Source organism: Peptoniphilus harei (assembly GCF_016726485.1).
Classification (GTDB): domain Bacteria; phylum Bacillota; class Clostridia; order Tissierellales; family Peptoniphilaceae; genus Peptoniphilus_A; species Peptoniphilus_A harei.
This window is the reverse complement of sequence record NZ_CP068103.1, coordinates 834,614-861,561: the sequence shown is the minus strand read 5'-3', so window position 1 is coordinate 861,561 and position 26,948 is coordinate 834,614. Positions and strand designations below refer to the sequence as shown.

Sequence of the window (26,948 nt, the reverse complement as noted above, 5' to 3'; positions counted from 1 at the left end):
ATGAAGGACAATTTTATAGATGATATTCCTGAAGAAGTTCAGACGGATATATCTAGTTTCAATGAGAAAGAAAAGTTAATAAGTAACTTATCCCAAATCTTTAAGGCCCTGTCAGACCCAACAAGGATAAAAATTATTTATGCCTTGATGAAGGGTCCCCTATGCGTATCCGATATTTCTGAACTACTTGGCATGAGCCAGTCATCAATATCCCATCAACTTGCCCTACTTAGGTCCCAAAACCTAATCAAGGTAAAGAGACGCGGGAGAAGGGCCTACTATTCCCTAGATGATGATCACGTCCTCTGCATTTTTAAGGATGGACTAGAACATGCTGAGCATAAGTTGTAGCTTTTAGATAAAAATTTATAAAACCTTATAAAAGTTATTTATTATAGAAGAAAGTCAAAAGGTTTGATTTTATAAAGGACCTTGGAGTATAATGAAATTGTAATGAGGAGGAATAAAAATGAGTAAAGTAACAGTATATACAAGTAACACTTGTCCTTATTGCACAATGGCAAAAGACTATCTTAAGGATAAGGAAGTTGCCTTTGAAGAAAAAAATGTGCAAACAGACAAGGAAGCAAGACAAGAATTAATGGCAATGGGATATACAGGAGTTCCTGTAATCTGCGTTGACGACGAACAAATCGTTGGATTCGACAAGGCTAGATTAGACGAATTGCTAAAATAATTTTAAAATAAGATAAAAATAGATGCTTTGCGGCATCTATTTTTTTGTGACAAGTGATGATTGGTGGGTGTAGATGAATTTTATTTCAGTATTATTAATAGGAGTGGGCCTTTCCATGGATGCCTTTGCAGCAGCCATTTGTAAGGGGCTTGCAATTAAGAAAAACTTTCTTGAGAAGTCCCTTGTGATAGCCCTCTTCTTTGGAGTCTTCCAAGGACTTATGCCTCTTATTGGATATCAACTAGGGTCTATCTTTGCAGAGAAACTTCAGGCAATGGATCACTGGATTGCCTTTGTCCTTCTTGGGCTAATTGGACTTAACATGATAAGAGAGGCGAGAGACAAGACTTGTCCTGTGGAAGAAGATAGGCTTGACATAAAAAATCTTTTTATGCTTGCTATTGCAACTTCCATTGACGCCTTGGCAGTTGGAGTCTCCTTTGCCTTTTTAAAAATAAGAATTTCTCTTGCAGTCCTAGTGATTGGGCTTACAACTTTTATAATTTCCTTTGCTGGGGTTCAAATAGGAAAGTTCTTTGGCATAGCCTTAAAGGACAAGGCCCAAGTTGCAGGTGGAGTAATCTTGATTTTATTGGGGACAAAAATTTTAGTGGAACACCTAGGCTTACTTACCTTATAAAAAGTATACATTAATAGAAAAATTTAAAATAATATTATGATGAGAACTTCCAAGATAATCTTGGGAGTTTTTTTTGTTGAGAATTTTTATTTTAAATCTTGCAGATTTTTGTAAGTTCAAAATTTTTTATAAAGTCATAAAGTTTTATAACTTTACAAATTTTTATGAAGTTACAAATTATTGAAACTTTATAGTTTACTGGTGACACATCAAAAAATTTGCCACTAGCAATCTTATTAAAATTCAAAATCATTTTGTGAAAAAAGTTTTATGAGAATTAAAGGCATAAAACAAACTCACGAGGAGTAAGTAAATTAAAATTAAAAAAAATTTATCAAAAATTCAAAGCTTAATCAATAAAAAGCAAAAATAATCTATAAATAATAGAAAGAAAAAAGAAAAAGATCAGAAGACAATTAAAATTTACAAAAAGATAAGATTTTCAGATTTCAATATGATAAAGGATAAAATAAATTTTTTGAATTTTCACTTAGTCAAAGATTTTGCCTATAAAATAAAAATTTAAGAGAAAATAAATTATAATTAAATCTTTTTTTAACAAATGTAATCAATAATTAAAAATATTTAAAATTTGTTCAACTTATGAATTTTCCTAAAAAGGCTTTCCTTTATTTTGATTAATATTTAATGTATAATTAATTTGCAAAAGATTTTGATTAATCGATGATACATAGAGTTTTTTAATTGAATTAATTAAAGGTCTTTGTTATAATATTCCTAAAAGCTGGAATGGATTCCGTAATATGAAACCACTTGGGGAGGTGTGATAATGTTAGGAGATGTTAGTCTTACCCTTGGGGAAGCCTTTGGAGTAGCGTTGACAGGTTTATGCGTAGTTTTCTTGGCTCTTATATCTTTATTAATAGCAATTGTTGTTATTACTAAGGTAGTGGGAGCTATACAAGGTAAGGAAGACGATAAAAAATCAAGTCAAGGAGCTAAAAAGGCTCAACCAAAAGCAGCAGCACCAGTTGATAACTCAATGGACCCTGCACTTTTAGCAGCAATAGTTGGAGCAATCAGCATGGAAGAAAGATCGAAAGTTGAAAGTTTTAGAATCGTATCTATAAACGAAAAGAAATAAATTATTTTAAATTATTCTATTATTTATGAAAAGGAGAAATTAATGAAATATCAAGTTAAAGTAGATGGAAAAGTTTTTGAAGTAGAAGTTGAAAAAGTTGGTGGAGGATATGCATCACTTACACCAGCATCACTAACAGCAGCACCTGCAGCTCCAGCAGCACCAGCTCCTCAAGCAGCAGCACCTGCACCAGCTCCAGCAGCACCAGCGGCTCCTGCAGCACCGGCACCAGCACCTGCAGCTCCAGCAGCAGCACCAGCAGGCGGAGCAGGAGATGTTGTAGCACCAATGCCAGGAACTGTTCTTAAAGTTAATGTTAACAATGGAGATACAGTGGCAGAAGGAGATGTAATTCTTATTCTTGAAGCTATGAAGATGGAAAACGAAATCGTAGCTCCATGTGCAGGTAAAGTAACACTTAATGTTAAAGCTGGAGAAACAGTAGATACTGACGCAGTACTAGCAAGTGTACAATAATAGGGAGGTCAAAAACTTATGTTAATTGAAACATTACAGGGAATACTGGCCGAATCAGGGTTCGCAGCCTTGCAATGGCAAAATGTCGTAATGTTTATCGTATCCTTCATATTAATTTATTTAGCAGTTAAAAAAGAATACGAACCACTATTACTTCTTCCTATTGCCTTTGGTATGCTTTTAAGAAACTTACCACTAGCAGGCCTAATGGATGTGGCAGACCCTTGGCAATCTTCAGGTGTTCTAGCTATTATGTATAACGGTGTTAAGTCCAACCTATTCCCATGTCTAATTTTTATGGGTGTTGGTACAATGACTGACTTCGGTCCACTTATTGCAAATCCTATTTCACTTATTCTAGGATCAGCAGCACAATTTGGTATTTATGTTGCCTTTATTATTGCTGTTAAACTTGGATTTACAGGTCCAGAAGCAGCATCAATTGCTATTATAGGTGGAGCAGACGGCCCAACAGCTATCTTTACTACATCACAACTAGCACCACACCTACTTGCACCAATAGCAGTAGCAGCTTATTCATACATGGCGCTTATCCCTATGATTCAACCGCCAATTATGAAGGCACTTACTACTGAAAAAGAAAGAAAAACAGTTATGACATCACTAAGAAAAGTAACTAAACTAGAAAAGGTAATTTTCCCAGTTGTAGTTGTACTTTTCACATCACTACTTCTTCCAGACGTAGCACCACTTCTTGGTATGCTAATGCTTGGAAACCTATTTAAGGAATCTGGAGTAGTTAATAGATTATCAGACACTGCACAAAATGCTCTTATGAACATTGTTACTATCATGCTTGGTGTAACAGTAGGAGCTACAGCAGACGGAACAACTTTCCTACAACCAGCAACAATTAAAATTATTGCTCTTGGACTTTTAGCGTTCTGTTTTGCAACAGCAGGCGGTGTTATATTTGGTAAAATTTTATATGTAGCAACAGGTGGAAAAATTAATCCACTAATTGGATCAGCTGGTGTATCAGCAGTACCAATGGCAGCGCGTGTTTCACAAGTTGAAGGTAGAAAATACAATCCTACTAACTTCTTACTAATGCACGCAATGGGACCTAACGTTGCGGGAGTTATTGGCTCAGCCGTAGCAGCAGGTACATTCTTAATTCTATTTAGTCATTAATTCATTCAGCTCCATCGTGAGCTGAATATTTATGCAATCAAGTTATATATGGAACAATAAGGAGGTTTTAACTTGAGTAAAGTAATGAATCTTAAAGACGCCATAGCAAAATATGTTGAAGATGGCGACGTAATCTCTTTTGGGGGATTCACAACAAACAGAAAGCCTTACGCAGCAGTAAACGAAATCCTACGTCAAGGACAAAAGGACTTTATCGTTGAAGCAGGACCTGCAGGAGGGGACTGGGACACACTAATTGGAGCTGGCAGAGTGAAAGCATACATAAATTGCTACACTGCTAACTCAGGATATACAAACGTATCAAGAAGATTTAGAGCAGCAGTTGAAAAGGGAGAACTTCTAATGGAAGACTACTCTCAAGACGTTGAAATGCAAAGAATTCACGCAGCTGCACTTGGACTTCCATACCTACCAGTTAGACTTATGATGGGTTCAAGTTTAGTAGACGAATGGGGTATTTCTAAAGAAGAAAGACAAAAAATCGACAAACTTCCAGATGACAAATTCATCTATGTTGAAAACCCATTCAAAAAAGGTGAAAAATTAGTTGCAGCACCAGTTCCAGAAATTGATACTGCAGTAATTCACGTACAAATGGCTTCTCCAGATGGAACTACAAGAATTCTTGGAAACACATTCCACGACGTTGACATTGCAATCGCAGCAAGAAAAGTTATTGTAACTTGCGAAGAACTTGTAAGTGACGAATACATTAAGAAATTCAATGCTGACGAAAACAAGATTCCAGGATTCTGTGTTGACGCAGTAGTTCACGCACCATTTGGAGCTCACCCTTCACAATGTTACAAATACTACGACTATGATGCTGATTTCTACAAGATGTACAATGTTAAATCAAAGACAGAAGAAGATTTCAATGCATTCTTAGACGAATGGGTGTACGGAGTTGAAGATCACGATGCATACCTTAACAAACTAGGCGCAACTAGAGTAATTGGACTTAAGGATGTTCCAGGATTTGGATACGCAACTGACGTACTAAAGAAGGGAGAAGAAAAATAATGGCTAGATACGACAACTATACTAATAAAGAAATGCAAGCAGTTACAATTGCAAGACAAATTAAAGATGGTCAAATCGCAATTGTAGGTACAGGACTACCACTAATTGGTGCTTCTCTTGCAAAGACAGTTTATGCTCCTAACTGCTACCTAATCGTAGAATCAGGACTAATGGACTGTGATCCAATCGAAGTTCCAAGATCAGTTGGTGACAACAGATTTATGGCACACTGTGGTGTTCACTGGACAAACGCAACATACGTTGGATTCCAAGCTAACGAATGGAAACACGACAAGAAGAGAATGATCGCATTTATCGGTGGAGCTCAAATCGACCCATACGGAAATGTTAACTCTACAGTAATCGGTGACTACCACCACCCTAAGACAAGATTCACAGGATCTGGTGGAGCTAACGGTATTGCAACTTATGTAAACACAATTATCATGATGCAACACGAAAAGAGAAGATTCATGGATAAAATCGACTACATCACTTCTCCAGGTTGGATCGACGGCCCTGGTGGAAGAACTAGAGTAGGTATTCCTGAAAATGTTGGACCACAAATGGTTGTAACTGATAAGGGTATCTTAAAATTCGATGAAGAAACTAAGAGAATGTATCTTGCAGGATATTATCCATCTTCATCTCCAGAAGATGTAATCGAAAACACTGGATTTGACATTGACGTATCTCGTGCAGTTGAACTTGAAGCACCAGACGAAGATGTAATTAAATTAATCAGAGAAGAAATAGACCCAGGCGAAGCTTTCATAAAGAAGCCTGTTGAAGAATAATATAGGAGGACAAATGGCACAATATTCACTTGCTTCATATTTCCAAAATATGAAGACAATTGGAAATCCTTTAAAAGCAGTAGATGAAGAAAACTTCAATCAACTAAGAGAAATTGAAGAAGAAATTAGAGAATACGCTGAAAAGGCTCTTTCCGCTGGTAAACCAGATGAAAAAGTAAATGAACGTGGCGAAATGACAGCACTTCAAAGAATTGCTGAACTTATTGACGAAGGTACATGGTGCCCACTAAACACAATTTACAATCCTGGTGAAAATGATCACGGTACTACTGGTATCGTAAAGGGACTTGCTAAAGTTGACGACAGATGGGTTTACATTGTTGCCAGCGATAACAAGAAACTTGCAGGTGCTTGGATTGCAGGACAAGCTGATGACCTTCTAAGAGCATCAGACACTGCTGAAAGACTTAGAATTCCACTAGTTTATATCCTAAACTGTTCTGGTGTTAAACTTGACGAACAAGAAAAAGTTTATCCAAACAGACGTGGTGGCGGTACTCCTTTCTACAGAAACTCAAGACTTAACCAATGTGGAGTTCCTGTAATTGTTGGTATCTATGGTACTAACCCAGCAGGTGGTGGATACCACTCAATTTCACCTACAATTATTGTTGCACACAAGGATGCAAACATGGCTGTTGGTGGAGCTGGAATCCTTGGCGGTATGAATCCTAAGGGATATATCGACGAAGAAGGAGCTAACCAAATTGCAGATCAAACTGCAAATGCTAAGAAAACAACTCCTCCAGGATCAGTTGGCGTTCACTTCGCACAAACTGGTTTCATGAGAGAATGTTACGTTGAAGAAGAAGGAGTACTTGAAGGTATTAGAAAATATCTTTCAATGCTTCCTAAATATGAAAGAGAATTCTTCAGAGTAGACGATCCAAAGAATCCACTATATGACCCTAACGATATGTACTCAATAATTCCACAAAATGGTAAAAAGGCATATGATGTTTATGACGTAATTTCAAGACTATTTGATGGTTCTGAATTTATGGAATACAAAAAGGGATACGGTAGAGAAATGGTAACTGGACTTGCAAAAGTTAACGGACTTTTAGTTGGTGTTGTAGCTAACGTTCAAGGTCTATTAATGGGCTATCCAGAATACTACAATGATCCAAAACACATCTCTATTGGTGGAAAGCTTTATAGACAAGGTCTAATAAAGATGAACGAATTCGTGACACTATGTGCTAGAGACAGACTTCCTATTATCTGGCTACAAGATACTACTGGTATCGACGTAGGTGATGATGCAGAAAAGGCTGAATTATTAGGACTTGGTCAATCACTTATTTATTCAATCCAAAACTCTAACCTTCCACAAATGGAAATTACAATGAGAAAGGGTACTGCGGCAGCTCACTATGTACTTGGTGGACCTCAAGGAAACGACACTAACGCATTCTCACTTGGTTCTGCAGCAACTGAAATCAACGTAATGAATGGAGAAACAGCAGCTACAGCAATGTACTCTAGAAGACTTGCTAAGGATAAAAAGGCTGGTAAAGACCTACAACCTACAATTGACAAGATGAACGATTTAATTCAAGACTACGCTGAAAAATCAAAACCATTCTCTTGTGCTAAGTACGGTCTAGTAGACGAAATAGTAAACATGAATCTATGGAGAAACTACATCATCGCTTTCACTGAAAGTGTGTACCAAGATCCAGAATCTATTTGTCCAGTTCACCAAATGCTTACTCCAAGAATAATTAGAGATTACGACAGACTAAATAATATTAAATAATATAAAAATATGACAATTTTATTGGATAATCTCAAAAGGATTATCCAATATTTTTGTACATGACAATTTACCTTACTATAAGTAAAGAATAGTATTCTAAAGATATAAATAGTAAAGTCTCAAGTCCATAGAAGCCCAGAAAACTCAACTTCTTGGCCCTGTGCCTTTTTGACAAAGATACATAAGTATAGTAGAATTAAGAAGAGTAAGATATTAGTTTTAATTAAAGAGGAGATTGTATGGCAGAAGCTATTTATACAATGGGAGTCGATATTGGTTCGACTGCTTCAAAGAGTATTATTTTAAAAGATGGTAAAGAAATTATTTCAAGCTCTTGTATAGATGTAGGAGCTGGAACAAGTGGACCGTCAAGAACAATAAAAGAAACTCTTGAGAGTGCTAACTTGACAAGAGAGGACATATCTTATGTTATGGCTACTGGATACGGCAGAACTTCATTAGAAGAGGCTGATTTTCAAATGTCTGAACTTTCCTGTCACGCTAAGGGAGCGTACTTCTTATTCCCAAATGTGCGTACAATCATTGATATCGGTGGACAAGATGCCAAGGCTCTAAAAATTGGAGACAATGGTATGCTTGAAAACTTTGTTATGAATGATAAGTGTGCAGCTGGAACTGGAAGATTCTTAGATGTTATCGCAAAGGTTCTTGAAGTGGATGTTTCCAAACTAGAAGAATTAGACGAACTGTCTACTAAAGACGTTAGTATTTCTTCTACTTGCACAGTTTTCGCTGAATCAGAAGTTATTTCACAACTTGCAAGTGGAACGAAGATTGAAGATATAGTTAAGGGGATTCACCAATCAATAGCAGCAAGAGTTGGTTCTATTGCAAAGAGGGTTGGTTTAAATGATGACATAGTATTTACAGGTGGTGTTGCTTTAAATAAGGGCATGCAAAGAGCTCTTGAAGAAAACACAGGACATAAGATCCACACTTCACCATTATGTCAACTAAATGGTGCTCTTGGAGCAGCACTATTTGGATATCAAAAGTGTAAATTGGAAAAATTAAAAGAAGAAAAGGCTAATGCATAATTTATTTTAGGAGGTAAACTATGGCTGAAAAAATTCAAAAAATACCTGGTAAAAAACCAAGACCAATCGAAGGAAACATTCCTGCAGCTCAAGCACTAAGAAATGTAGTAGATAGAGTTTACGGAGCAGCATGGGATGCTAAAAAAAGAGGAGAACTAGTTGGATGGTCATCATCTAAATTCCCTATTGAGCTTGCAAAGGCATTCGGACTACACGCTGTATATCCAGAAAACCACGCAGCTACAACTGCAGCTAAAAAAGACGGTTTAAGACTTTGTCAAACAGCTGAAGATATGGGATATGACAACGACATTTGTGGTTACGCAAGAATTTCACTTGCTTACGCAGCTGGAGAACCAACTGACTCAAGAAAAATGCCACAACCAGACTTCGTACTTTGCTGTAACAACATCTGTAACATGATGACTAAATGGTATGAAAACATTGCAAGAATGCACGACATTCCAATGATCATGATTGACATTCCATTCCAAAACACAGTTGATGTACCTGAAGAAAAAGTTGATTACTTAATGGGCCAATTCGAATATGCTATTCACCAACTTGAAAAACTTACTGGTAAGAAGTTTGATGAAAAGAAATTCGAAGAAGCTTGTCAAATTGCAAACAGAACTGCTGCTGCATGGTTAAAGGCTTGTTCATACATGGCTTACGAACCATCTCCACTTTCTGGATTTGACCTATTTAACCACATGGCAGACATTGTTGCTGCAAGATGTGAAATTGACGCAGCAGAAGGTTTTGAACTTCTAGCTGAAGAATATGAACAATCAGTTAAGGAAGGAACTTCTACTTGGGAATACCCAGAAGAACACAGAATCCTATTTGAAGGTATACCTTGCTGGCCAGGACTAAGAAACCTATTTGAACCATTAAAACAAAATGGAGTTAACGTAACTGCAGTAGTATATGCACCTGCTTTCGGTTTCCAATACACAACTGTTAGAGAAATGGCTGCAGCTTACTGTAAGGCACCTTGTTCAGTATGTATCGAAGACGGTGTTGAATGGAGAGAAACAATGGCTAAAGAAAACGGAGTTTCTGGAGCACTTGTTAACTACAATAGATCTTGTAAACCATGGTCAGGAGCAATGCCTGAAATCGAAAGAAGATGGAGAGAAGACCTTGACATTCCAGTAGTTCACTTTGACGGTGACCAAGCTGACGAAAGAAACTTCTCTCAAGAACAATACAAGACAAGAGTTCAAGGTTTAGTTGAAATCATGAACGAAAGAAAGGCAGATAGAATCGCTAAGGGCGAAGACATCTACACTAACTTCGAAAACACTAAAGAAACTGATTGGTCTAAGACTACAATTTAATAGGGGTGCAAAATGACTGATATAAAAGAATTATTAAAAGAATTTAAAAATATAGCAGAAAATGGAAGAGAACAAATCGACAAGTACCTTGATCAAGGTAAAAAAGTAGTTGGTGTATTCCCTTACTACGCACCTGAAGAAATTATCTATGCAGGTGGACTTGTTCCATTTGGAGTTTGGGGAGGACAAGGCCCAATTGATAAGGCAAAAGAATACTTCCCAACATTCTACTACTCACTAGCACTTAGATGTCTAGAAATGGGTCTTGACGGATCACTTGACGGACTTAGCGCATCAATGATTACAACTCTTGATGATACACTAAGACCATTCTCTCAAAACTACAAAGTTTCTGTTGGTAGAGAAATCCCTATGGTATTCTTAAACCACGCACAACACAGAAAAGAAGAATTTGGTAAGACATACAATGCTAAAATCTTCAAACAAGCTGCTGAAAGACTTGAAGAAATCTGTGACGTTAAGATAACTGACGAAAACCTTAAGAAGGCTTTCGAGGTTTACAACGAAAACAGAGCTCTTAAGAGAGAATTTGTTAAACTTTGTGGAGACTATTCACAAACTATTAAAGCATCTGACAGAAGTCACGTTCTTAAGGCATCACACCACATGCTAAAAGACGAGCACAACAAGATGTTAAAAGAACTTATTGAAGCTCTTAAGGCTATGCCAAAAGAAGAATGTAAGGGACCAAGAGTAGTAACTTCTGGTGTTATCACTGATAACCCTGCACTTCTAGAAGTTCTTGATAACTTTAACGTTTGTGTAGTTGCAGACGACGTTGCAGCTGAATCAAGAGGATTCAAGGTTGACGTTGATACTTCAATCGAAGATCCATACATGGCACTTGCTGACCAATTCGCAAGAATGGACGAAGATCCAATTCTTTACGACCCAGACATTTGGAAGAGACCAAAATATGTTGTTGACCTAGCAGTTGATAACGACGCTGATGGTTGTCTGTTATTCATGATGACATTCAACGATACAGAAGAAATGGAATATCCATCACTAAAACAAGCTTACGAAAAAGCTGGTATTCCACTAATCAAACTTGGTTATGACCAACAAATGACTGACTTTGGTCAAGCTAAGACTCAACTTGAAACATTTAACGAAATGGTTCAACTTAATAGAATGTAATAAAATAATATAAATTTTTAAGACGCTGAGTGATCGGCGTCTTTTTTTATTTAATTTTGAAATTAACTTACTAAAGCTTTTATAAAATTAGGGTAAATTACGAGATTACAGAAAATTATAAGATTGTAAATAATTGCGAGATTGCAAAAAATTATGACTTTGATAATAATTATAAGATTGTAAATAATTACGAGATTGCAGATAATTATTAGCTTATAAATAAGTATGAGGATATAAATAATTGATAAGAAGCAAGAATTTATTAGAGAAGAATTTATTTTTATTTATTATTTTAAAATTACCTATTACTAAACTTTAAAGAATAAAAAATTTATAAATTACTAATGTATGTTACTTGACAGATTAAGACAAAAACAAATTGAAATAAATAGACATAATTGTAAAAGATGGCCTATGTGATAAAATTAAAATTACTAGAAGAATTAGCCTATAGTATTAAAAGTTTTAGGATATAAATTTTATAAAATTTGATAAAAAATATAAAGAAAGAAGGTAACTATGGAAATTTTAATTTTAAGAGAAGAAGATATTTTAGAAGCAGTTGACATTAAAGATATAATTGAAGCAGACAAGGAAGCTCTAAAAAACTACAGTAATGGTGGATCAGATATACCACTAAGAACTGTAATTGACGTAGATAAAGACTCATCAAGTACTGCAATTTTTATGCCGGGATTTATCAAGGACAAGAATGCTCTTGGAATGAAAATAATCGACATCTATCCAGAAAATATTGACAAGGGTCTAGTTAGCGCTCCATCCACAATGATTTTAATTGACAAGGAAAATGGATTTGTTAAGGCAATTCTTGATGGAACGATCCTTACAAGATTAAGAACTGGTGCAGTTTCAGGTGCAGCCACAGAAGTCCTAGCCAATGAGGGTGCAAAAACCTTCCTATTAATAGGAACTGGTGGCCAAGCATCAACTCAGCTTGAGGCAGTCCTAGCAGTAAGAGACATAGAAAAAGCCTATGTATGTGATGTGAACTATGAAAGAGCAGAGAAGTTTGCAGAAGAAATGAATGAAAGATTAAAAAAATATGGAGCAGAAATTATCCCTATTGCAAATTCTGATGAAGTTATAGGAGAAGTAGACATAATAACCACTGTGACAACTGCTAAGAAGCCTGTCTTTGACGGCAACAAGGTGAAGAAGGGTGTACATGTCAATAGTGTTGGCTCTTATACACCAGACATGCAAGAGACTCCCCTAGAACTATTGGTAAGGGCTGACAAGATTTTCACTGACACCAATGAAGGTGTAATTGAAGAAGCAGGCGACGTCATAATCCCAATTAGTGAAGGGAAGATTTCTAAAGAAAAAGTTGAACATGAACTTGGTAATCTCCTTCTTGGAAAAGAAGTGGGAAGGGAGTCAAAGAATGAAATTACATGGTTTAAGACCGTTGGTTTTGCAGGTCTTGATCTTGTAGCAGGAGAAAAAATATATCAACTGGCAAAAGAAAAGGGAATAGGTACAAAAATAGAAATGTAAATAAATTTATAGACTGTTGCTTACAAGCAGCAGTTTTTTTTATGTAAGTATAAAATTAAAATGAGAAAAATTATTTTAAGAGTCTTAAAGCTTTATAAGATATGATTTATAAAAATGTGGTTGATAAAGGATTAGAAAAAGTCTTTATCCTCAATATTGTTTTTAATATTTTAAATAAAATAGATTTAAGATCTTACTATCTTTCATAAATTGTAAAAAAATGAGTTTGGTATTTTAAAGAAATATTAATTTGATTTAAGACAAGTGTGAAATACTAAACTGTATAAGTTAAATTAGAATACTTAAGTTAGGATAAGTTGGAATTTATTTTAAAGTAGGATAATAAGAAGGACTCCTTATAAAAAAGATTTCTAATAAGTATGACAAGTGCTTGGATAATAAAAAATGACAATAAAAAAACTGTTGCCCGAAAGCAACAGTTTATAATTAATTATTAGTCTTCTTTAACAACAGTGTTTTCTTCGAAAGCTCTGTGGTCAAGTTTTTCGATACCAGCTGGAATATGAACTTCATGGATGTTATTCTTTCTGAAAGCATACATGTCGATTTCCTTAATGTTCTTAGGTAATTCAATTTCTGTAAGGTTGTTCTTGTAGAAAGCACTTACGCCAATGAATTCAACTGTATCAGGAATTGCAATTTCACCGATTTCATTTAGTGAGAAAGCATTATCGCCGATAAATTCAACTTCTTCTGGTAACTTAACGTCAGTTAATTTGTTTCTGTAGAAAGCATAAGCGTCAATCTTCTTAACTGCATCAGGAATTTCTACTTCAGTAAGGTTGTTAACACCAAAAGCTTCGTATTGAATTTCTTCTACTGTTTCAGGAATTACAACAGAGTTAAGTTTTCTTCTGAAGAAGCATTGTTCTCCAATAACTCTGATCTTAGTTCCGTCTGGTCCTTCAGTAGGCACTACCATATCAAATAATTCTTCATTTTTGATTTTGTCTTTGCCCTTTCTTGTCATGCCCTTTAGAACATCACCGTCAAAAATAAAATCATCAAACTCCCAAGGTTTTTCCATAATATGTACGTCCTCCCCCTAATTAAAATTTTTTCTTATCTACATTATAACATAAGGACCAAAAATTATAAAGGAAGCTTGTTAATTAGGCGAAGTATGAACACTTTTTATGATAAAAAACTTCTTTTTTACTAAAAGTTTGAATTAGATAAAATTTGTTACGAAATATAAAATAATATTTTAAAGTGGGTAAGAATATAATGAAAAGAGATTTTAAGATAAGTAAATAATATGTAAAATTTAAAAAAATGCTTAGGAAAATGTAATCACAGCTTGACTATATCATGTTATTAATGTATCATGTTAAATTAAATATTGTAGAAGTGTAATGTTTATTCAAAAGGAGGGCAAAATGTATAATAAAAAATTTTTTGAAGATATGATGGAGATGCAAAAAAATATTTTTGAAAACCAAAAGGAAGCCTATGGCAAGTTTATGGATTCTTTTAACCTTGGAACTTTTAATCCCCTTTACTCAAATATGTATATGAATAATTTTAAAAATCCAATGGACTTTTTAAAGGATTATAATAAGTTTAACCAAAATTTTGAAAATAATTTTAAGGAATTCTTCTTAAGAGTGCCAGGATATGAGGATGCTATTGATGCTTACAAGAAGAATATGGAATTTTTGAACAAGCTTTACCTTGCTTATGGTGATTTTTACAAGGACCTTGATCTTGTGGCTGCACAAAACAAATTAATTGAATTATTCGAACTTTACAGTGACGAATTAGTAGAGATGTCTAAAAAATATTTCTACAAATTAATACCTGATTCTTATTACACTGTGCTAGAAAACTTTAATTTAGAAAAGTTTATAAGACCAGCTATTGAAAATTCAAAGAGATCAATTGATTTTTATGAAGATGCCATAAATAATAGGCCAGAAATTTTAGTTGAGGATGTAAAGAATTTCTACCAAGGAATTATTGACAAGATGTATGAAATGCCAACTATTGGCATAAGCGAAGAAGAAAAAGCAAAGTCTAAAGAGGATTTAGAAAATTATCTAGAACTACAAGTAAAATTATTAGACTTTAACCTCTTCCTTGAAAAGAAAAATCAAGAAACTGCCCTTAAGGCTCAAAGAGCTTATATTGAAGGACTTGAAACAGAAGGATCATTAGAGGACTTTGCAGATTTCTACAAATTCTATATTAATAACTTTGAAAAGGCCTACAAGGAACTTATAAATTCTAGTGATTACAAGGAAAAGGTTCAAGAAGTATTAGATCTTGTGGAAAAAAATAAAGATTTCTACAAGGACAGACTTTCAGAAAAATTAGCAGAATTTCCTATTGCAACAGCAAAGGATTTAGAAGAATTTATGCGTGATATTCAAGATCTTTCTAAGGATTTTTACGATGTAAAGAAATCTAAATCAAGCCTAGAGAGAAAGGTAACTAAGATAAAAAATGATTCTGAAAAAGAAATTAAGGCCCTAAAGGAAGAAGTTGCAAAATTAAAGGAAGAAAATCAAAAGGCAAAAGTTGAAGCCGATGAGGCACTTAAAAAAGAGCTTGAAGAATTAAAGAAGGAATTAACTGTCTTAAAAAATGAAATGAAGAAAAATAAATAAGTTTTATAATTTTTATTATTAAAAGTCTGTGGTTTTTGCCACAGATTTTTTTTGGGAATTTTTAATATCTTATTTTGTTAGTATTATTCGGCAATTATTTATCGATAAACAATAAATAATTATTGACATTCATAAAATGGATTTATATAATCTAGGAAAAGGAGGAAGTTATGAAATCTTTTAGAGTTAAATTTATTGGAGGACTTTTGATACTTGCTATTTTAATCTTAAGTGCTGGCCTCTATGGAGTTTATAAATTTTCTGGGATAGTGGCAGGAATCTACCCTATGTTTATGAATATGAAGTATCCCATGATGGTCTTGTGCCAAGCCATGATCTTGGGTCTTATCCTTGCCCTAGTCTTTGGACTCTTGGCCTTAAAAAATTATGGAGAGGACAGGGTTTTTGAAAGGATAAGAGAAGATGAGAGAGCTAAAGCCAATCTTAATTGACAAGTATATACTTGCTGCCCTAAGGGAAGACATGACTAGTGGTGACATAACAACAGATTCAATTTTAAAAGATGAGAAGGCTGAAGTAAATTTAATTGCAAAGGACAAGGGAATTCTTGCAGGCCTTGATGTATTTAAGAGGGTATTTGAACTTTTAGACGAAGATGTGACCTTGTTAAAGAGGGGATTGTCCTAAAAGAAGAAAATGATCTTACGATTTGAGGTGTTCTATGGGAAAAATAATTGTTGACTTAGATGTTGAACTTGCAAAAAATAAGATGACCTTGACAGAATTATCTGAAGAAGTTGGAATTAGTCTTTCTAATCTTTCTATTTTAAAGACAAATAAGGCAAGAGCCATAAGATTTTCCACACTTTCAGAAATTTGTAGGGTTTTAAATTGTCAGGTTGGAGATATTTTACGCTACGAGGGTGATGAAGATGAAGGATAAAAAATTTAAAAGAGTTTTAATTACAATGTTTATAATTTTTCTTGCTGCCATACCCCTCTTGTTTCTCTTGTCTGATCCAAGAGACCAGGCAGTAAAAGAAGTGGAAAATGAATTTGGCATAAAGTTTCCTAAGTCTGTGAAGAGGGAGAAAGAACTTTATAAGGAGCCAAGCTTTCATGGAGATGGAGAGGCTGCAATTTTATTTTCCTTTGATAAGAATGATAGTGAAGAGATAAAAAAGTCTTTAAAAGATTATTATGTTGCAAAGGATGATAACAAACTATCCCAAATAGAAACCTGTTACTTACAAGTTGAAAAGAGAGGATTTAATCCTTCTCTTGATTTAAACAATGAAATTTATTTCAAAGCAACTTCAGAATATGTCTTTGAAGGTATGTATGGAAATTTCGTAGCCCTAATACTTGATGAAGACAAGGGAGAAATTTTATATTTAGAATGGGACACTTAAAGTAAACTTGATAAGGGAAATCAATTAGAAAGTTATAAAAAGAGACTCATTAGAGTCTTTTTTTAGTGAATGAAACTTAATAATTTTCTCTAAGTAAAAAATTAAAAATCTACTTCAAGAAGTTTTAAATTAATTATGAGGGGTAATTCTTATATGAAAGCTTTATATGTTACATTAAAGTAAAATAAGGAGTGTAATATGACAAAACCAAACATTAATTTAGATAAAAAGTATGGCCTATTTATTGGCGGAGAATTTGTTGAAAGTGAAAATGGAGATAGCTTAGATGTATTTTGTCCAGCTGATGGCGAAAAACTAGCATCAATTGCTCAAGCATCTGAAGCTGATGTAGATAAGGCTGTTAAGGCAGCTTGGGAAGGCTACAATGAATACAAAAAGACAAATAGATACGAAAGAGCAAAAATATTAAACAAGATTGCTGATATAATTGATGAAAATGCCGACCATCTTGCTATGGTTGAAACCCTAGATAATGGTAAACCAATTAGGGAAACAAGAAATATTGATATTCCACTAGCATCTGAACACTTTAGATACTTTGCAGGAGCAATCCTAGCTGAAGAAGGAAGTGCCAATGCTATTGATGGCAACACTTTATCAATTGTTCTTCGTGAACCACTTGGAGTTGTTGGACAAATTATTCCATGGAACTTCCCATTCCTAATGGCAGCATGGAAATTATCTCCAGCCCTAGCAGCAGGTGATGCAGTTGTAATTAAACCATCTTCAACAACTTCACTTTCACTACTAGAACTTATGAAGTTGATAAAAGATGTAGTGCCAAAGGGAGTTATCAACGTTGTAACAGGATCTGGATCTAAGTCTGGTGAATACCTACAACACCATGAAGGACTTTCAAAACTTGCCTTCACAGGTTCAACTGAAGTTGGGTACAAGATTGCAGAAGCTGCAGCAGAAAAATTAATTCCAGCTACTCTAGAACTTGGTGGTAAATCAGCTAACATCTTCTTTGATGACTGTGACATGGACCTTGCAATAGACGGACTTGCTATGGGTATCCTATTTAACCAAGGTCAAGTATGCTGTGCAGGTTCAAGAGTTTTCGTTCACGAAGATATCTATGATGAATTTGTTGAAAAGGCAATCGAAAAATTCAAGAATATAAAAGTTGGACTACCTTGGGAAGAAGACACACAAGTTGGAGCTCAAGTAAATAAATCACAAACTGAAAAAGTTCTTGGCTATGTAGAAGTTGCTAGAAAAGAAGGAGCAACTATTGCAGTTGGTGGAGAAAAGGCTACAAAGAATGGCACAGAAAATGGGTACTTCACTATGCCAACTCTTATAACAAATGCTGACAACGACATGAAGGTTGCAAGAGAAGAAATCTTTGGACCAGTTGCAGTTGTAATCAAGTTCAAAGACGAAGATGAAGTTATTAAGATGGCAAATGACTCAGACTACGGTCTAGCAGGAGCTGTTTGGACAAGAGATATCAACAAGGCAATAAGAGTTGCAAGAGGAATCGAAACTGGTAGAGTTTGGGTTAACACTTATAACCAACTTCCAGCAGGAGCACCTTTTGGCGGCTACAAAAAATCTGGTATTGGTAGAGAAAACCACAAGATGATGCTTGACGCTTACTCTCAAGTTAAGAATATCTTTATTGATACTTCTGAAAAAACTTCAGGACTTTACTAAAAATTGTTTATAAATAAATAGAATAATAAAATAAGAAAAGGGCTAATAGTTTTTACTATAGCCCTTTTACATTTTCAAAAATAAATTTCAAATATTATTTAAGAATTATTAAATTTTAAATTACATACCCATGCCCATTTTTGTAGCAATGTCCAAGAATTTTGTAATAATTAGTGCATTTGTAAAGTTTGAAATAAATCCACCAATTACTGGAACAACGAAGAAGGCAAGTTTAGAAAATCTATATTTGTCACAAACTGTCTTCATTGTAGTCATAGAAACTGGAACAGCTCCTGTTGAGAAGCCAAGGTGACCTACTGCCATAACAGCTGCATCGTAATTCTTGCCAAGTAGTCTAAATGACAAGAAGTATGTGAACGCTAGAACAAGAACAATTTGTGCAAGAAGAAGTACAATTAGTTGAGGTCCTAGGTCTGCAAGTTGCCACAACTTCATACTTACAATTGACATAGATACGAATAGTGCAAGAGAGAAATCTCCTACAGTATCAATTGCTTCTAGAAGTGAATCTTCGGATCTTCCAGTCTTGTCAAGAAAGACTCTTACAAGGATACCACCAAGCATAGAGCAAACGTGAATTGGAATATTAGCTCCAGTCTTTTGTAGACCTAAGAAAAATAATTGACCAAGACCACAAGCAAAGACCAACATATTGACAGAAGAAACCATTGTCTTCTTGTTCATCATAACAGTCTTAGCAGTATCAACAATAGTTGTATCTTGATTGTCTAGTTCTGGATCTTCAAATCCAAATCTTTTAACTATGAAGTTACCATAAGGTCCCCCAATAAGTGAACCTGCAATTAGTCCAAAAGTTGCAGATGCAATAGCAACTTCCATAGCAGCAGATTGACCAGCTTTAACAGCTATTGGTGCGAAACTTGCTGCGTTACCGTGTCCACCAGTCATTGGGATTGAACCAGTCATCATTGAGATTAGTGGATGAACTCCCATAGCATTACCAACTCTAAGTGCAACTGCGTTTTGACAAGCAGCAAGTATGGCAGCTAAGGCTGCAAAGATAACTACTAGCTTTCCACCTTGTTTTAAAAGTGAGAGGCTGGCTGCAGCTCCACTAGCCGCAAAGAATAGACAATAGAATAAAGTGTTAACTGTCTTAAAGTCAAAGTTAGGTTCCATAATGCCTGCGTAGTATAAAATCATAGTTATAATAGATACAATAGTGCCACCAACTACGGCTGAAGGCAGACAGTACTTAACTAGGACAGGAAATTTCTTTCTCATGAAATCTCCCAGATAAATGGCTAATACGCCAAGTAGTAGAGTTTCGAACATGCCGAACTCGATTACCATTCTTTCCATCTTTTTCCTCCAAAAAAATATTTTTTAAATTAATACTATTAATTAGCATAGATTAATAATATTAATTCCATATAATTATAATTGATTGAAAATCTTAAATCAAGAAAACTTTCCTATATTATCATACAAAAGTACAAAAAGACTGATAAATGTGATAAAATAAAAATAATTAATAAGAAGAAATACTAAATTAATAAACAGGAGTGATATTATGACAATTGTAAAACCATCAACCCTTCCAGGTTTTATGGAACTACTACCAAAGGATCAAATTCTCTTTAATGAGATGAAAGACATTATAAGAAAAAATTTTGAAAAGCACGGCTTTTTGCCAATAGATACTCCAGTTATAGAAAAATCTGAAGTCCTACTTGCAAAGGGCGGTGGAGAAACTGAAAAACAAATCTATAGGTTCTCAAAGGGCGACACAGACATGAGCCTTAGGTTTGACTTAACAGTTCCCCTAGCAAGATACACTGTAGAACACATGAACGATCTATCCTTCCCTTTTAAGAGATATCAAATAGGAAAGGTCTACAGGGGAGAAAAGGCTCAAAAAGGAAGATTTAGAGAGTTTTACCAATGTGATATTGACACAATTGGCATGGGAGAACTTTCCCTTGTAAATGATGCAGAATTCCCAGTAGTAATCTTCCACACCTTTAAGGACCTGGGCTTTACAGATTTTACAATCCACCTAAACAATAGAAAAATCTTAAAGGGCTTCTTCTCATCACTTGGCATTGAAGACTCAATGAATGTCTTGAGGACAGTTGATAAGCTAGACAAGATTGGGGAAGAAAAAGTTCTTGAAGAATTGGGAGAAAATGGAATAGGAAGAGATTCTGGAGAAAAAATCCTAGAATTTATAAAGATTAAGGGTTCAGTTGATGAAATTCTTGAACAATTAAGAGACCTAAAAATTGAAGACGAAATCTTCCAAGAAGGCCTTGATGAACTTACACAAGTTATTGGCTACATGAGAGACTTTGGCATAGACGAAGACTGCTTCAACATAGACCTTAAGATTGCAAGAGGACTTGACTACTACACAGGCACAGTTTATGAAACTACTCTTGATAATTATCCAAAGATTGGATCAGTTTGCTCTGGTGGAAGGTATGAAGACCTTGCAAGTTATTACACAGACAAGACTCTTCCAGGAGTTGGAATTTCTATTGGACTTTCAAGACTTTTCTATCAATTAAATGAAGCAAAGATAATTTCTAGTGAAGAAAAGTCCTTAGTTGATTTATTAATCATCCCAATGGATGACTGCGTTCACGATGGAATAAAACTTCTAAGTGAACTTAGGGAAAAGGGAGTAAGAGTTTCTGTCTACACAGAATTTGCAAAATTAAAGAAGAAATTTAAGTATGCAGACCAAACAAAGGTTGACTATGTAATAGTTCTTGGCGAAGAAGAAATAAAATCAAGGAAGTATAGTTTGAAGGATATGAAGACAGGAGACCAAGAAGAAGTTACTTTTGATGAGTTGGTTGAAAGATTTAAAAAATAGGTGCGAGTCACAAGTCTGATACTCATTATAGAGTCGTATTAGGCTTGTTCCCTGCATAAGGTTCTTCATCAGCTCAGCCATCTCAATGTTCGGATAAATTGTGAAGATAATTAAAATTTTAGACAAAATGACTTATAAACTTTGAAATTATCGGTTTTTAAGTCATTTTTTGTTGCACTTTTTTTTATTTAAGCTTAAAATAGGATAGAAACATGAAGAAATGAGATGAGATTTTTTGAAAAGACAAGATATAAGAAATATAGCTATTATTGCCCACGTTGACCACGGTAAGACTACCCTCGTTGATGCCCTTTTAAGACAATCAGGTATCTTTAGGGAAAACCAAAAGGTTAATGACAGGGTCATGGACTCCAACGACATTGAAAAGGAAAGAGGAATCACTATCCTTTCCAAGAACACTGCAGTGAACCATAATGGAACAAAGATTAATATTATTGACACTCCAGGACACGCTGACTTCGGTGGCGAAGTTGAACGTGTTTTAAAAATGGTAAACGGCGTTGTCCTACTAGTAGATGCCTTTGAAGGTCCAATGCCACAAACTAAGTTTGTATTAAAAAAGTCCTTTGAACTTAACCTTCCAGTTATTGTCTGCATCAACAAGGTAGACAGACCAGAAGCAAGACCACTTGAAGTAGTGGACGAAGTTCTTGATTTATTCATCGAACTTGGTGCTGATGAATCAGTTCTTGAATGTCCTTTTGTATTTGCATCAGCAAAACAAGGGATTGCTGCACTTGATGTAGATGACAAGATGGAAAATATGGATCCACTTTTTGAAACTATTATCAAGTACATTCCAGGACCAGAACAAAGAGACGACGAACCTTTCAAACTTTTGATTTCAACAATTGACTACAACGAATATATTGGAAGAATTGGTATTGGAAAAATTGAACAAGGTATTATTAATGAAAATGACAAGCTTGTTAGGGTTAATAAACTAGATCCAGACTTTAAAGAAAACATAAAGATTGCACAAATTTATGAATTTGAAGGCCTAGATAGGGTTGAAGTTGACTCATCAAGGTCAGGTTCCATTGTTGCAGTAACTGGTATCGAAGACATCAACATTGGAGATACAATTGCTTCAACAGAAGACACAGAAGCTCTTGAGTTTGTAAAAATTTCTGAGCCAACAATTTCCATGAACTTCTCTGTAAATGACTCACCTTTCGCAGGAAGGGTAGGTAAGTTCTTGACTTCAAGACAAATCAAGGCAAGACTTGACAGAGAATTACAAACTGACGTAGGACTAAGAGTTGAAGAAACTGACACTACTGACTCCTTTAAGGTTTCTGGTAGGGGAGAACTCCACCTTTCTGTTTTAATTGAAAACATGAGACGTGAAGGCTATGAATTTCAAGTTTCTAAGCCACAAGTTCTTTATAAATCAGATGAAAATGGTAAAAAGTTAGAGCCAACTGAAAGAGTAACAATAGATGTTGACAATGTCTACGCAGGTTCTGTCATAGAAAAGCTTGGCAGGAGAAAGGGAGAACTTGTTAATATTGTTGAACCTAATGGCGGTTACCAAAGACTTGAATTTATTATTCCATCAAGGGGACTTATTGGTTACAGGACAGAATTTTTGACTGACACAAAGGGTTCTGGAATCCTAAATTCTATCTTTGAATCTTATGTACCATTTAAGGGAGATATCCCAAGAAGGGTCAATGCTTCTATAGTTTCCTTTGATACAGGTACTGCTTCAGCTTATGGACTTAACAATGCCCAAGAACGTGGTACCCTATTTGTTGAGCCAGGTGAAGATGTTTACGAAGGCCAAGTTGTTGGTGAATCACCAAAGGGTGTTGAAATCGAAGTTTCTGTTACTAAGTCAAAGAAGCAAACTAACGTAAGGGCATCAGGTTCTGACGAAGCCCTAAGACTTTCTCCAGTAAAAAAGATGAGTCTTGAAGAAGCCCTAGAATTTATTGAAGATGACGAACTAATAGAAATTACACCTAACGAGTTTAGGCTTAGAAAGAAAATTTTAAATTCACAAACTAGATATAAATCAAAGAAAAATAAATAATTTTATGAAAGGAGCAGAAGATGTTTAGTGCATATTTTGGGATGTTGAAAAACTTTGCCCAAGTTTATTCAATACTATTTATTATAAATTTATTAGTATCTACTTTTATAATTGTATTTGACAAAAAGAAGCCAACATCCACACTTTTATGGGTAATGGCTATTAACTTCTTGCCAGTTGTTGGATTTATCTTCTATCTTTTTATAGGACAAGATATATCAAAGTCCAAGATATTTAGCGGCAAAAGTAAGAAAGATGAAATCCTAAGCAAAGAGTCCCAGGCCCAATTAAGAGACATAAAGAATAAAAACTTTAGGTTTTCAAAAAAAAGAACGGCACAATATCTCGACATGATTGAGATGTTTAACAAGGCCGAGAACGAAATGCTCTACACTGACAACAAGGTGGAAATTTTTAACGACGGTGTAGAAAAATTTGATGCCCTCTTTGAAGACTTGAGAAAAGCTAAACATACAATTTACGTTCAATACTATATTTTTAAATCAGATGAACTTTCTACTGAATTTATGGATATACTAAAGTCAAAGGCCAAGGAAGGCCTTGACGTTTACTTATTAGTTGACGGCATGGGTGTCAGGAAGATGAAACTAAGGGACAGGAAGTCTCTTGAAGAGAGGGCGTTAAGTTTGCCATCTTCTTCCCAGGAATTATAGATAAGATCAACACCCACATCAACTACAGAAACCACAGGAAGATTGCTGTAATCGACAAGAGAATAGGTTATGTTGGCGGCTTCAACGTTGGAGACGAATATGTGTCCAAGGGTCCCATGGGCTATTGGAGAGATACCCACCTAAGGATTGAAGGACCGGCAGTCAATGGACTTGCTTGGAGATTTTTCCTAGACTTTAAGTTTGCATCAGATGCTCCAACAAAGGGCTTCACAACAGAAATTTTTCCAGAATTAGAAGATGGAGTAGACATAAATGTTGTCACAAGTGGACCTGACACCAAGGCTGACTCCATAAGAAATGGCTATGAGAAACTTATAACTTCTGCAAGGAAGGAACTTTACATCCAAACTCCTTACTTTGTTCCCGACGAAGGACTTCTAAAGGCAATAAAGGTTGCTGCCCTAAGTGGGGTTGATGTTCACTTAATGTTCCCAGCTAAGCGTGACCACCTCTTTGTTCACTGGGCATCACTATCTTTCTTGGGAGAACTTTTAAAGTGGGGAGCCCATGTCTACCAATACGAGGGTGGCTTTCTTCATACAAAGATAGTCATTGCAGATGATTATCTATCTACAGTTGGGACAGCTAACTTTGACATAAGATCTTTTGAACTAAACTTCGAAGTCAATGCCTTTCTTTATGATGAAAGATTAAATAAAAAGTTAAAGGAAGACTTTATGAAAGACCTCGAATCTTGCACAGAAATAACTAAAGAAATTTATGCCAAGAGATCTAGATTTACTAAAGTCCGTGAATCCTTCTCAAGACTTTTATCTCCGCTATTATAAGTTATAATGGATATAGAAATAAATAGAAAGAAGATGAAAAGTCTTAGGCTGAGAGTTGAAGATGGGATTATAAAGGTTTCGGCTCCAAGGAAGATGACGGATAAGTCTATAGAAAACTTTATCGAAAATAATAAAGAAGCAATTGAAAGACTAAAGAGGGAAGATGAGAGAAGAGGACGTTATAAAAACCACTTGTTTGGCGAAAAGGTAAACTTCACTTCAGAAGAAGAGCTTGAAAAAATTTATAGGCGAGAGCTAAAGAAAGTCTTGGATGAAATATTTCCAAGATACGAAGCCTTGACTGGACTCACAGCTAAGTCCTATGAAATAAGGAAGATGAAGGTGAGATGGGGAACCTGCTATCCTAAGCGTGGCGACATAAAAATAAATCTCTACCTGGCAGCAAGACCCATAGAACACATTGAGGCAGTTGTACTCCACGAGCTTGTCCACTTAAAATTCTTTAACCACGACAAGAATTTTATAAATGAGTGCAAGAAGTACATGCCAAACTATGAAGAAATTGAAAGAGAATTAAAGACCTAGGTGATAAAATGAAAAAAGCTTTGAAAATTTTGGGAATAATAGCAGGGATACTTATCCTAATGAAACTTTTTAACATTTCCATCTTTATTGGAAACCAAAGGGTTGATAAACACTTTATTATTAGTGGGATTAGAAACTTTAACCTAGGAGATCTCTTTGACAGGGTCTCAAGATTTTTGGATGAATTAGCTGGTGGAATAAAAAGAGCCTTTAACAGCTTATAATTTTTAAGAAATTTAAAATAAAATTTTATATTAATAATGAAGCACGGACATCGTGCTTTATTTTTTGCAATTTTTTCAAATATTAATTGTGATATAATGAATAAGTAAAATTTAGAATTAAGGTGATTAAATGAATTTAACTTTTATTATCCTGGGATGTGTAGTGCCAGGACTTATGACAGGGGTTGGTGCAATCCCTATATTTTTTGCAAAGGATGTGAGCCAGAAGGGTCTCGACATCCTCCTTGCAGCAGCAGCGGGAGTTATGCTTGCGGCAACTTGCTTCTCCCTTGTTATACCAAGTCTTGAAATTGCCAATGGAACAATGGGCGTTGTATCAACAGGACTTGGAATTTTTTGTGGGGCTCTAATGCTTGATTTAATCGACAAGTTTGCACCTCACGAACACTTAATTGACAAGAGACAAGAGGGGGCAAATGTAAAGAATCTTTCCAAGATGTGGCTTTTTGTAATTGCAATTGCCATCCACAACTTCCCAGAAGGACTTGCAACTGGTGTAAGCTTTGGTGGAGAAAATGTGGCCAATGGTCTTTCAGTTGCCCTTGGTATTTCCCTACAAAATATGCCAGAGGGACTGGCAGTTGCCCTTGCCCTTGTTCGCGAAGGCTATTCTCGCAAGAAGGCCTTCGCCATTGCAAGTTTGACAGGACTTGTTGAACCTATTGGAGCTTTCCTAGGAGTTGGACTTGTTTCAATTTTCTCTGCAACTCTTGGATTTATCCTTGCCCTTGCAGGAGGAGCAATGCTCTTTGTAATAAGTGATGAAATTATTCCAGAGACTCACTCCAATGGTTACGAGAGAGAGGCAACTTATGGAGTCATTCTTGGCTTCATCCTAATGATGTTTTTAGATACACTAATTTAAAAAAAACAGAGTCTATGAAAGGATTTAAATTCCAACTAAGAATTTTTCTTCATAAACTCTGGTTATTTTTTTATTTAAAATTAATTAAAAGACGACAACTTGATAGCCTTCTGATACATATTTTTCCATTCCAGCGTGACCCTTCATGTCATCTAAAAACCTAAGGCCAAGTCTTTCATTGTCCTCATAGACACCTAGGACTTTGGAGCAAGCCTTGCATACGCCCACAATAACTCCTGATTCCAAGAGTTTTTTATAAAGAGGATTTTTCTCGTCTTCTAAAACTTTTGGAAGTTTGACAGACTTGCCTTCAAGAATTATTTTTACTTCTTTGCCTGAATCTAAGAGGGCTTCTGCATTTAACATTGCATGGTTAAAGCACATCTTCTCGCCTTCCATTACATAAAAAAGTATTTTTTCCAT

General features: G+C 35.2%; 29 protein-coding genes. 26 read left to right on the top strand and 3 right to left on the bottom strand.

The annotated features are described in order from the left end of the window. From I6I93_RS03975 to I6I93_RS03915, 13 genes are all read left to right on the top strand, one after another. A complete protein-coding gene (locus tag I6I93_RS03975) occupies window positions 1-351 on the top strand; it encodes an ArsR/SmtB family transcription factor (protein WP_112889527.1) in 351 nt (116 codons plus the stop codon). 118 nt (window positions 352-469) lie between these two features. Beyond that, window positions 470-697, top strand: a complete 228-nt coding sequence (locus I6I93_RS03970) for a glutaredoxin family protein (protein WP_070699939.1) — start codon at window positions 470-472, stop codon at window positions 695-697. Window positions 698-770: 73 nt separating this feature from the next. Beyond that, complete coding sequence (locus I6I93_RS03965) at window positions 771-1,337, top strand: manganese efflux pump MntP (RefSeq protein WP_112889526.1); 567 nt, start codon at window positions 771-773, stop codon at window positions 1,335-1,337. Window positions 1,338-2,127: 790 nt separating this feature from the next. Further along, on the top strand, window positions 2,128-2,442 hold the full coding sequence (locus tag I6I93_RS03960) for an OadG family protein (protein WP_112889525.1): 315 nt from the start codon (window positions 2,128-2,130) through the stop codon (window positions 2,440-2,442). Window positions 2,443-2,484: 42 nt separating this feature from the next. Beyond that, window positions 2,485-2,919, top strand: coding sequence for a biotin/lipoyl-containing protein (locus tag I6I93_RS03955; protein WP_112889524.1), 435 nt, complete (start codon window positions 2,485-2,487; stop codon window positions 2,917-2,919). An 18-nt stretch (window positions 2,920-2,937) separates the two neighbouring features. Further along, a complete protein-coding gene (locus I6I93_RS03950) occupies window positions 2,938-4,074 on the top strand; it encodes a sodium ion-translocating decarboxylase subunit beta (protein WP_112889523.1) in 1,137 nt (378 codons plus the stop codon). Window positions 4,075-4,146: 72 nt separating this feature from the next. Beyond that, window positions 4,147-5,118 (top strand): glutaconate CoA-transferase subunit A, encoded by a 972-nt coding sequence (gene gctA / locus I6I93_RS03945; RefSeq protein WP_112889522.1) that lies wholly within the window; start codon window positions 4,147-4,149, stop codon window positions 5,116-5,118. Beyond that, window positions 5,118-5,915: a glutaconate CoA-transferase subunit B gene (gctB, locus tag I6I93_RS03940; protein WP_112889521.1), complete on the top strand. Its 798-nt coding sequence runs from the start codon at window positions 5,118-5,120 to the stop codon at window positions 5,913-5,915. The genes gctA and gctB overlap by 1 nt, the downstream gene beginning before the upstream one ends. Window positions 5,916-5,928: 13 nt before the next feature. Continuing rightward, window positions 5,929-7,698 carry an acyl-CoA carboxylase subunit beta gene (locus I6I93_RS03935; RefSeq protein WP_070699933.1) on the top strand — a complete coding sequence of 590 codons (1,770 nt, stop codon included), beginning with the start codon at window positions 5,929-5,931 and terminating at the stop codon, window positions 7,696-7,698. A gap of 239 nt (window positions 7,699-7,937) precedes the next feature. Further along, on the top strand, window positions 7,938-8,756 hold the full coding sequence (locus I6I93_RS03930; RefSeq protein WP_112889520.1) for an acyl-CoA dehydratase activase: 819 nt from the start codon (window positions 7,938-7,940) through the stop codon (window positions 8,754-8,756). A 20-nt stretch (window positions 8,757-8,776) separates the two neighbouring features. Further along, window positions 8,777-10,099 carry a 2-hydroxyacyl-CoA dehydratase subunit D gene (locus I6I93_RS03925; RefSeq protein WP_070699931.1) on the top strand — a complete coding sequence of 441 codons (1,323 nt, stop codon included), beginning with the start codon at window positions 8,777-8,779 and terminating at the stop codon, window positions 10,097-10,099. A gap of 12 nt (window positions 10,100-10,111) precedes the next feature. Then, window positions 10,112-11,260, top strand: a complete 1,149-nt coding sequence (locus I6I93_RS03920) for a 2-hydroxyacyl-CoA dehydratase subunit D (RefSeq protein ID WP_112889268.1) — start codon at window positions 10,112-10,114, stop codon at window positions 11,258-11,260. A 519-nt stretch (window positions 11,261-11,779) separates the two neighbouring features. After that, a complete protein-coding gene (locus tag I6I93_RS03915) occupies window positions 11,780-12,778 on the top strand; it encodes an ornithine cyclodeaminase family protein (protein WP_112889519.1) in 999 nt (332 codons plus the stop codon). 454 nt (window positions 12,779-13,232) lie between these two features. Here the strand turns inward: I6I93_RS03915 and I6I93_RS03910 are convergent, their stop codons facing one another. Then, window positions 13,233-13,826 (bottom strand): leucine-rich repeat domain-containing protein, encoded by a 594-nt coding sequence (locus tag I6I93_RS03910; protein WP_070699928.1) that lies wholly within the window; start codon window positions 13,824-13,826, stop codon window positions 13,233-13,235. A 352-nt stretch (window positions 13,827-14,178) separates the two neighbouring features. On the opposite strand from I6I93_RS03910, the gene I6I93_RS03905 reads away from it, so the two are divergent. The 6 genes from I6I93_RS03905 to I6I93_RS03880 all read left to right on the top strand — a co-directional run bounded on the left by I6I93_RS03905 (window position 14,179) and on the right by I6I93_RS03880 (window position 18,464). Next, window positions 14,179-15,408, top strand: a complete 1,230-nt coding sequence (locus I6I93_RS03905; protein ID WP_112889518.1) for a poly(R)-hydroxyalkanoic acid synthase subunit PhaE — start codon at window positions 14,179-14,181, stop codon at window positions 15,406-15,408. A gap of 170 nt (window positions 15,409-15,578) precedes the next feature. Beyond that, window positions 15,579-15,860 carry a hypothetical protein gene (locus I6I93_RS03900; protein ID WP_174886803.1) on the top strand — a complete coding sequence of 94 codons (282 nt, stop codon included), beginning with the start codon at window positions 15,579-15,581 and terminating at the stop codon, window positions 15,858-15,860. Next, window positions 15,832-16,056, top strand: coding sequence for a beta/alpha barrel domain-containing protein (locus I6I93_RS03895; RefSeq protein WP_236587219.1), 225 nt, complete (start codon window positions 15,832-15,834; stop codon window positions 16,054-16,056). The genes I6I93_RS03900 and I6I93_RS03895 overlap by 29 nt, the downstream gene beginning before the upstream one ends. Before the next feature lie 34 nt (window positions 16,057-16,090). Continuing rightward, on the top strand, window positions 16,091-16,312 hold the full coding sequence (locus tag I6I93_RS03890; RefSeq protein ID WP_112889517.1) for a helix-turn-helix domain-containing protein: 222 nt from the start codon (window positions 16,091-16,093) through the stop codon (window positions 16,310-16,312). Continuing rightward, the gene (locus I6I93_RS03885; protein ID WP_112890567.1) at window positions 16,302-16,781 is read left to right on the top strand and encodes a hypothetical protein; all 480 of its coding nucleotides are present in this window, start codon (window positions 16,302-16,304) and stop codon (window positions 16,779-16,781) included. The genes I6I93_RS03890 and I6I93_RS03885 overlap by 11 nt, the downstream gene beginning before the upstream one ends. A 198-nt stretch (window positions 16,782-16,979) precedes the next feature. Beyond that, window positions 16,980-18,464, top strand: coding sequence for an aldehyde dehydrogenase family protein (locus I6I93_RS03880; RefSeq protein WP_112889516.1), 1,485 nt, complete (start codon window positions 16,980-16,982; stop codon window positions 18,462-18,464). A gap of 120 nt (window positions 18,465-18,584) precedes the next feature. Here I6I93_RS03880 and I6I93_RS03875 read toward each other — a convergent pair whose 3' ends face one another. Continuing rightward, a complete protein-coding gene (locus I6I93_RS03875; protein ID WP_112889515.1) occupies window positions 18,585-19,808 on the bottom strand; it encodes a sodium/glutamate symporter in 1,224 nt (407 codons plus the stop codon). Window positions 19,809-20,019: 211 nt separating this feature from the next. On the opposite strand from I6I93_RS03875, the gene hisS reads away from it, so the two are divergent. From hisS to I6I93_RS03845, 7 genes are all read left to right on the top strand, one after another. Then, a complete protein-coding gene (gene hisS, locus I6I93_RS03870; protein ID WP_112889514.1) occupies window positions 20,020-21,327 on the top strand; it encodes a histidine--tRNA ligase in 1,308 nt (435 codons plus the stop codon). A 235-nt stretch (window positions 21,328-21,562) separates the two neighbouring features. Further along, the gene (gene typA / locus I6I93_RS03865; protein WP_112889513.1) at window positions 21,563-23,386 is read left to right on the top strand and encodes a translational GTPase TypA; all 1,824 of its coding nucleotides are present in this window, start codon (window positions 21,563-21,565) and stop codon (window positions 23,384-23,386) included. A gap of 20 nt (window positions 23,387-23,406) precedes the next feature. Further along, on the top strand, window positions 23,407-24,060 hold the full coding sequence (locus tag I6I93_RS09180; RefSeq protein WP_236587218.1) for a PLDc N-terminal domain-containing protein: 654 nt from the start codon (window positions 23,407-23,409) through the stop codon (window positions 24,058-24,060). Then, window positions 24,039-24,869, top strand: a complete 831-nt coding sequence (gene cls / locus I6I93_RS09175) for a cardiolipin synthase (RefSeq protein ID WP_306344732.1) — start codon at window positions 24,039-24,041, stop codon at window positions 24,867-24,869. The genes I6I93_RS09180 and cls overlap by 22 nt, the downstream gene beginning before the upstream one ends. 6 nt (window positions 24,870-24,875) lie before the next feature. Next, window positions 24,876-25,415 (top strand): M48 family metallopeptidase, encoded by a 540-nt coding sequence (locus I6I93_RS03855; protein ID WP_112889512.1) that lies wholly within the window; start codon window positions 24,876-24,878, stop codon window positions 25,413-25,415. Window positions 25,416-25,423: 8 nt separating this feature from the next. Beyond that, window positions 25,424-25,639 (top strand): hypothetical protein, encoded by a 216-nt coding sequence (locus I6I93_RS03850; protein ID WP_112889511.1) that lies wholly within the window; start codon window positions 25,424-25,426, stop codon window positions 25,637-25,639. 130 nt (window positions 25,640-25,769) lie between these two features. Then, window positions 25,770-26,525 (top strand): ZIP family metal transporter, encoded by a 756-nt coding sequence (locus I6I93_RS03845; RefSeq protein ID WP_070699916.1) that lies wholly within the window; start codon window positions 25,770-25,772, stop codon window positions 26,523-26,525. An 84-nt stretch (window positions 26,526-26,609) separates the two neighbouring features. Here the strand turns inward: I6I93_RS03845 and I6I93_RS03840 are convergent, their stop codons facing one another. Then, the gene (locus tag I6I93_RS03840; protein ID WP_112889510.1) at window positions 26,610-26,948 is read right to left on the bottom strand and encodes a DsrE family protein; all 339 of its coding nucleotides are present in this window, start codon (window positions 26,946-26,948) and stop codon (window positions 26,610-26,612) included.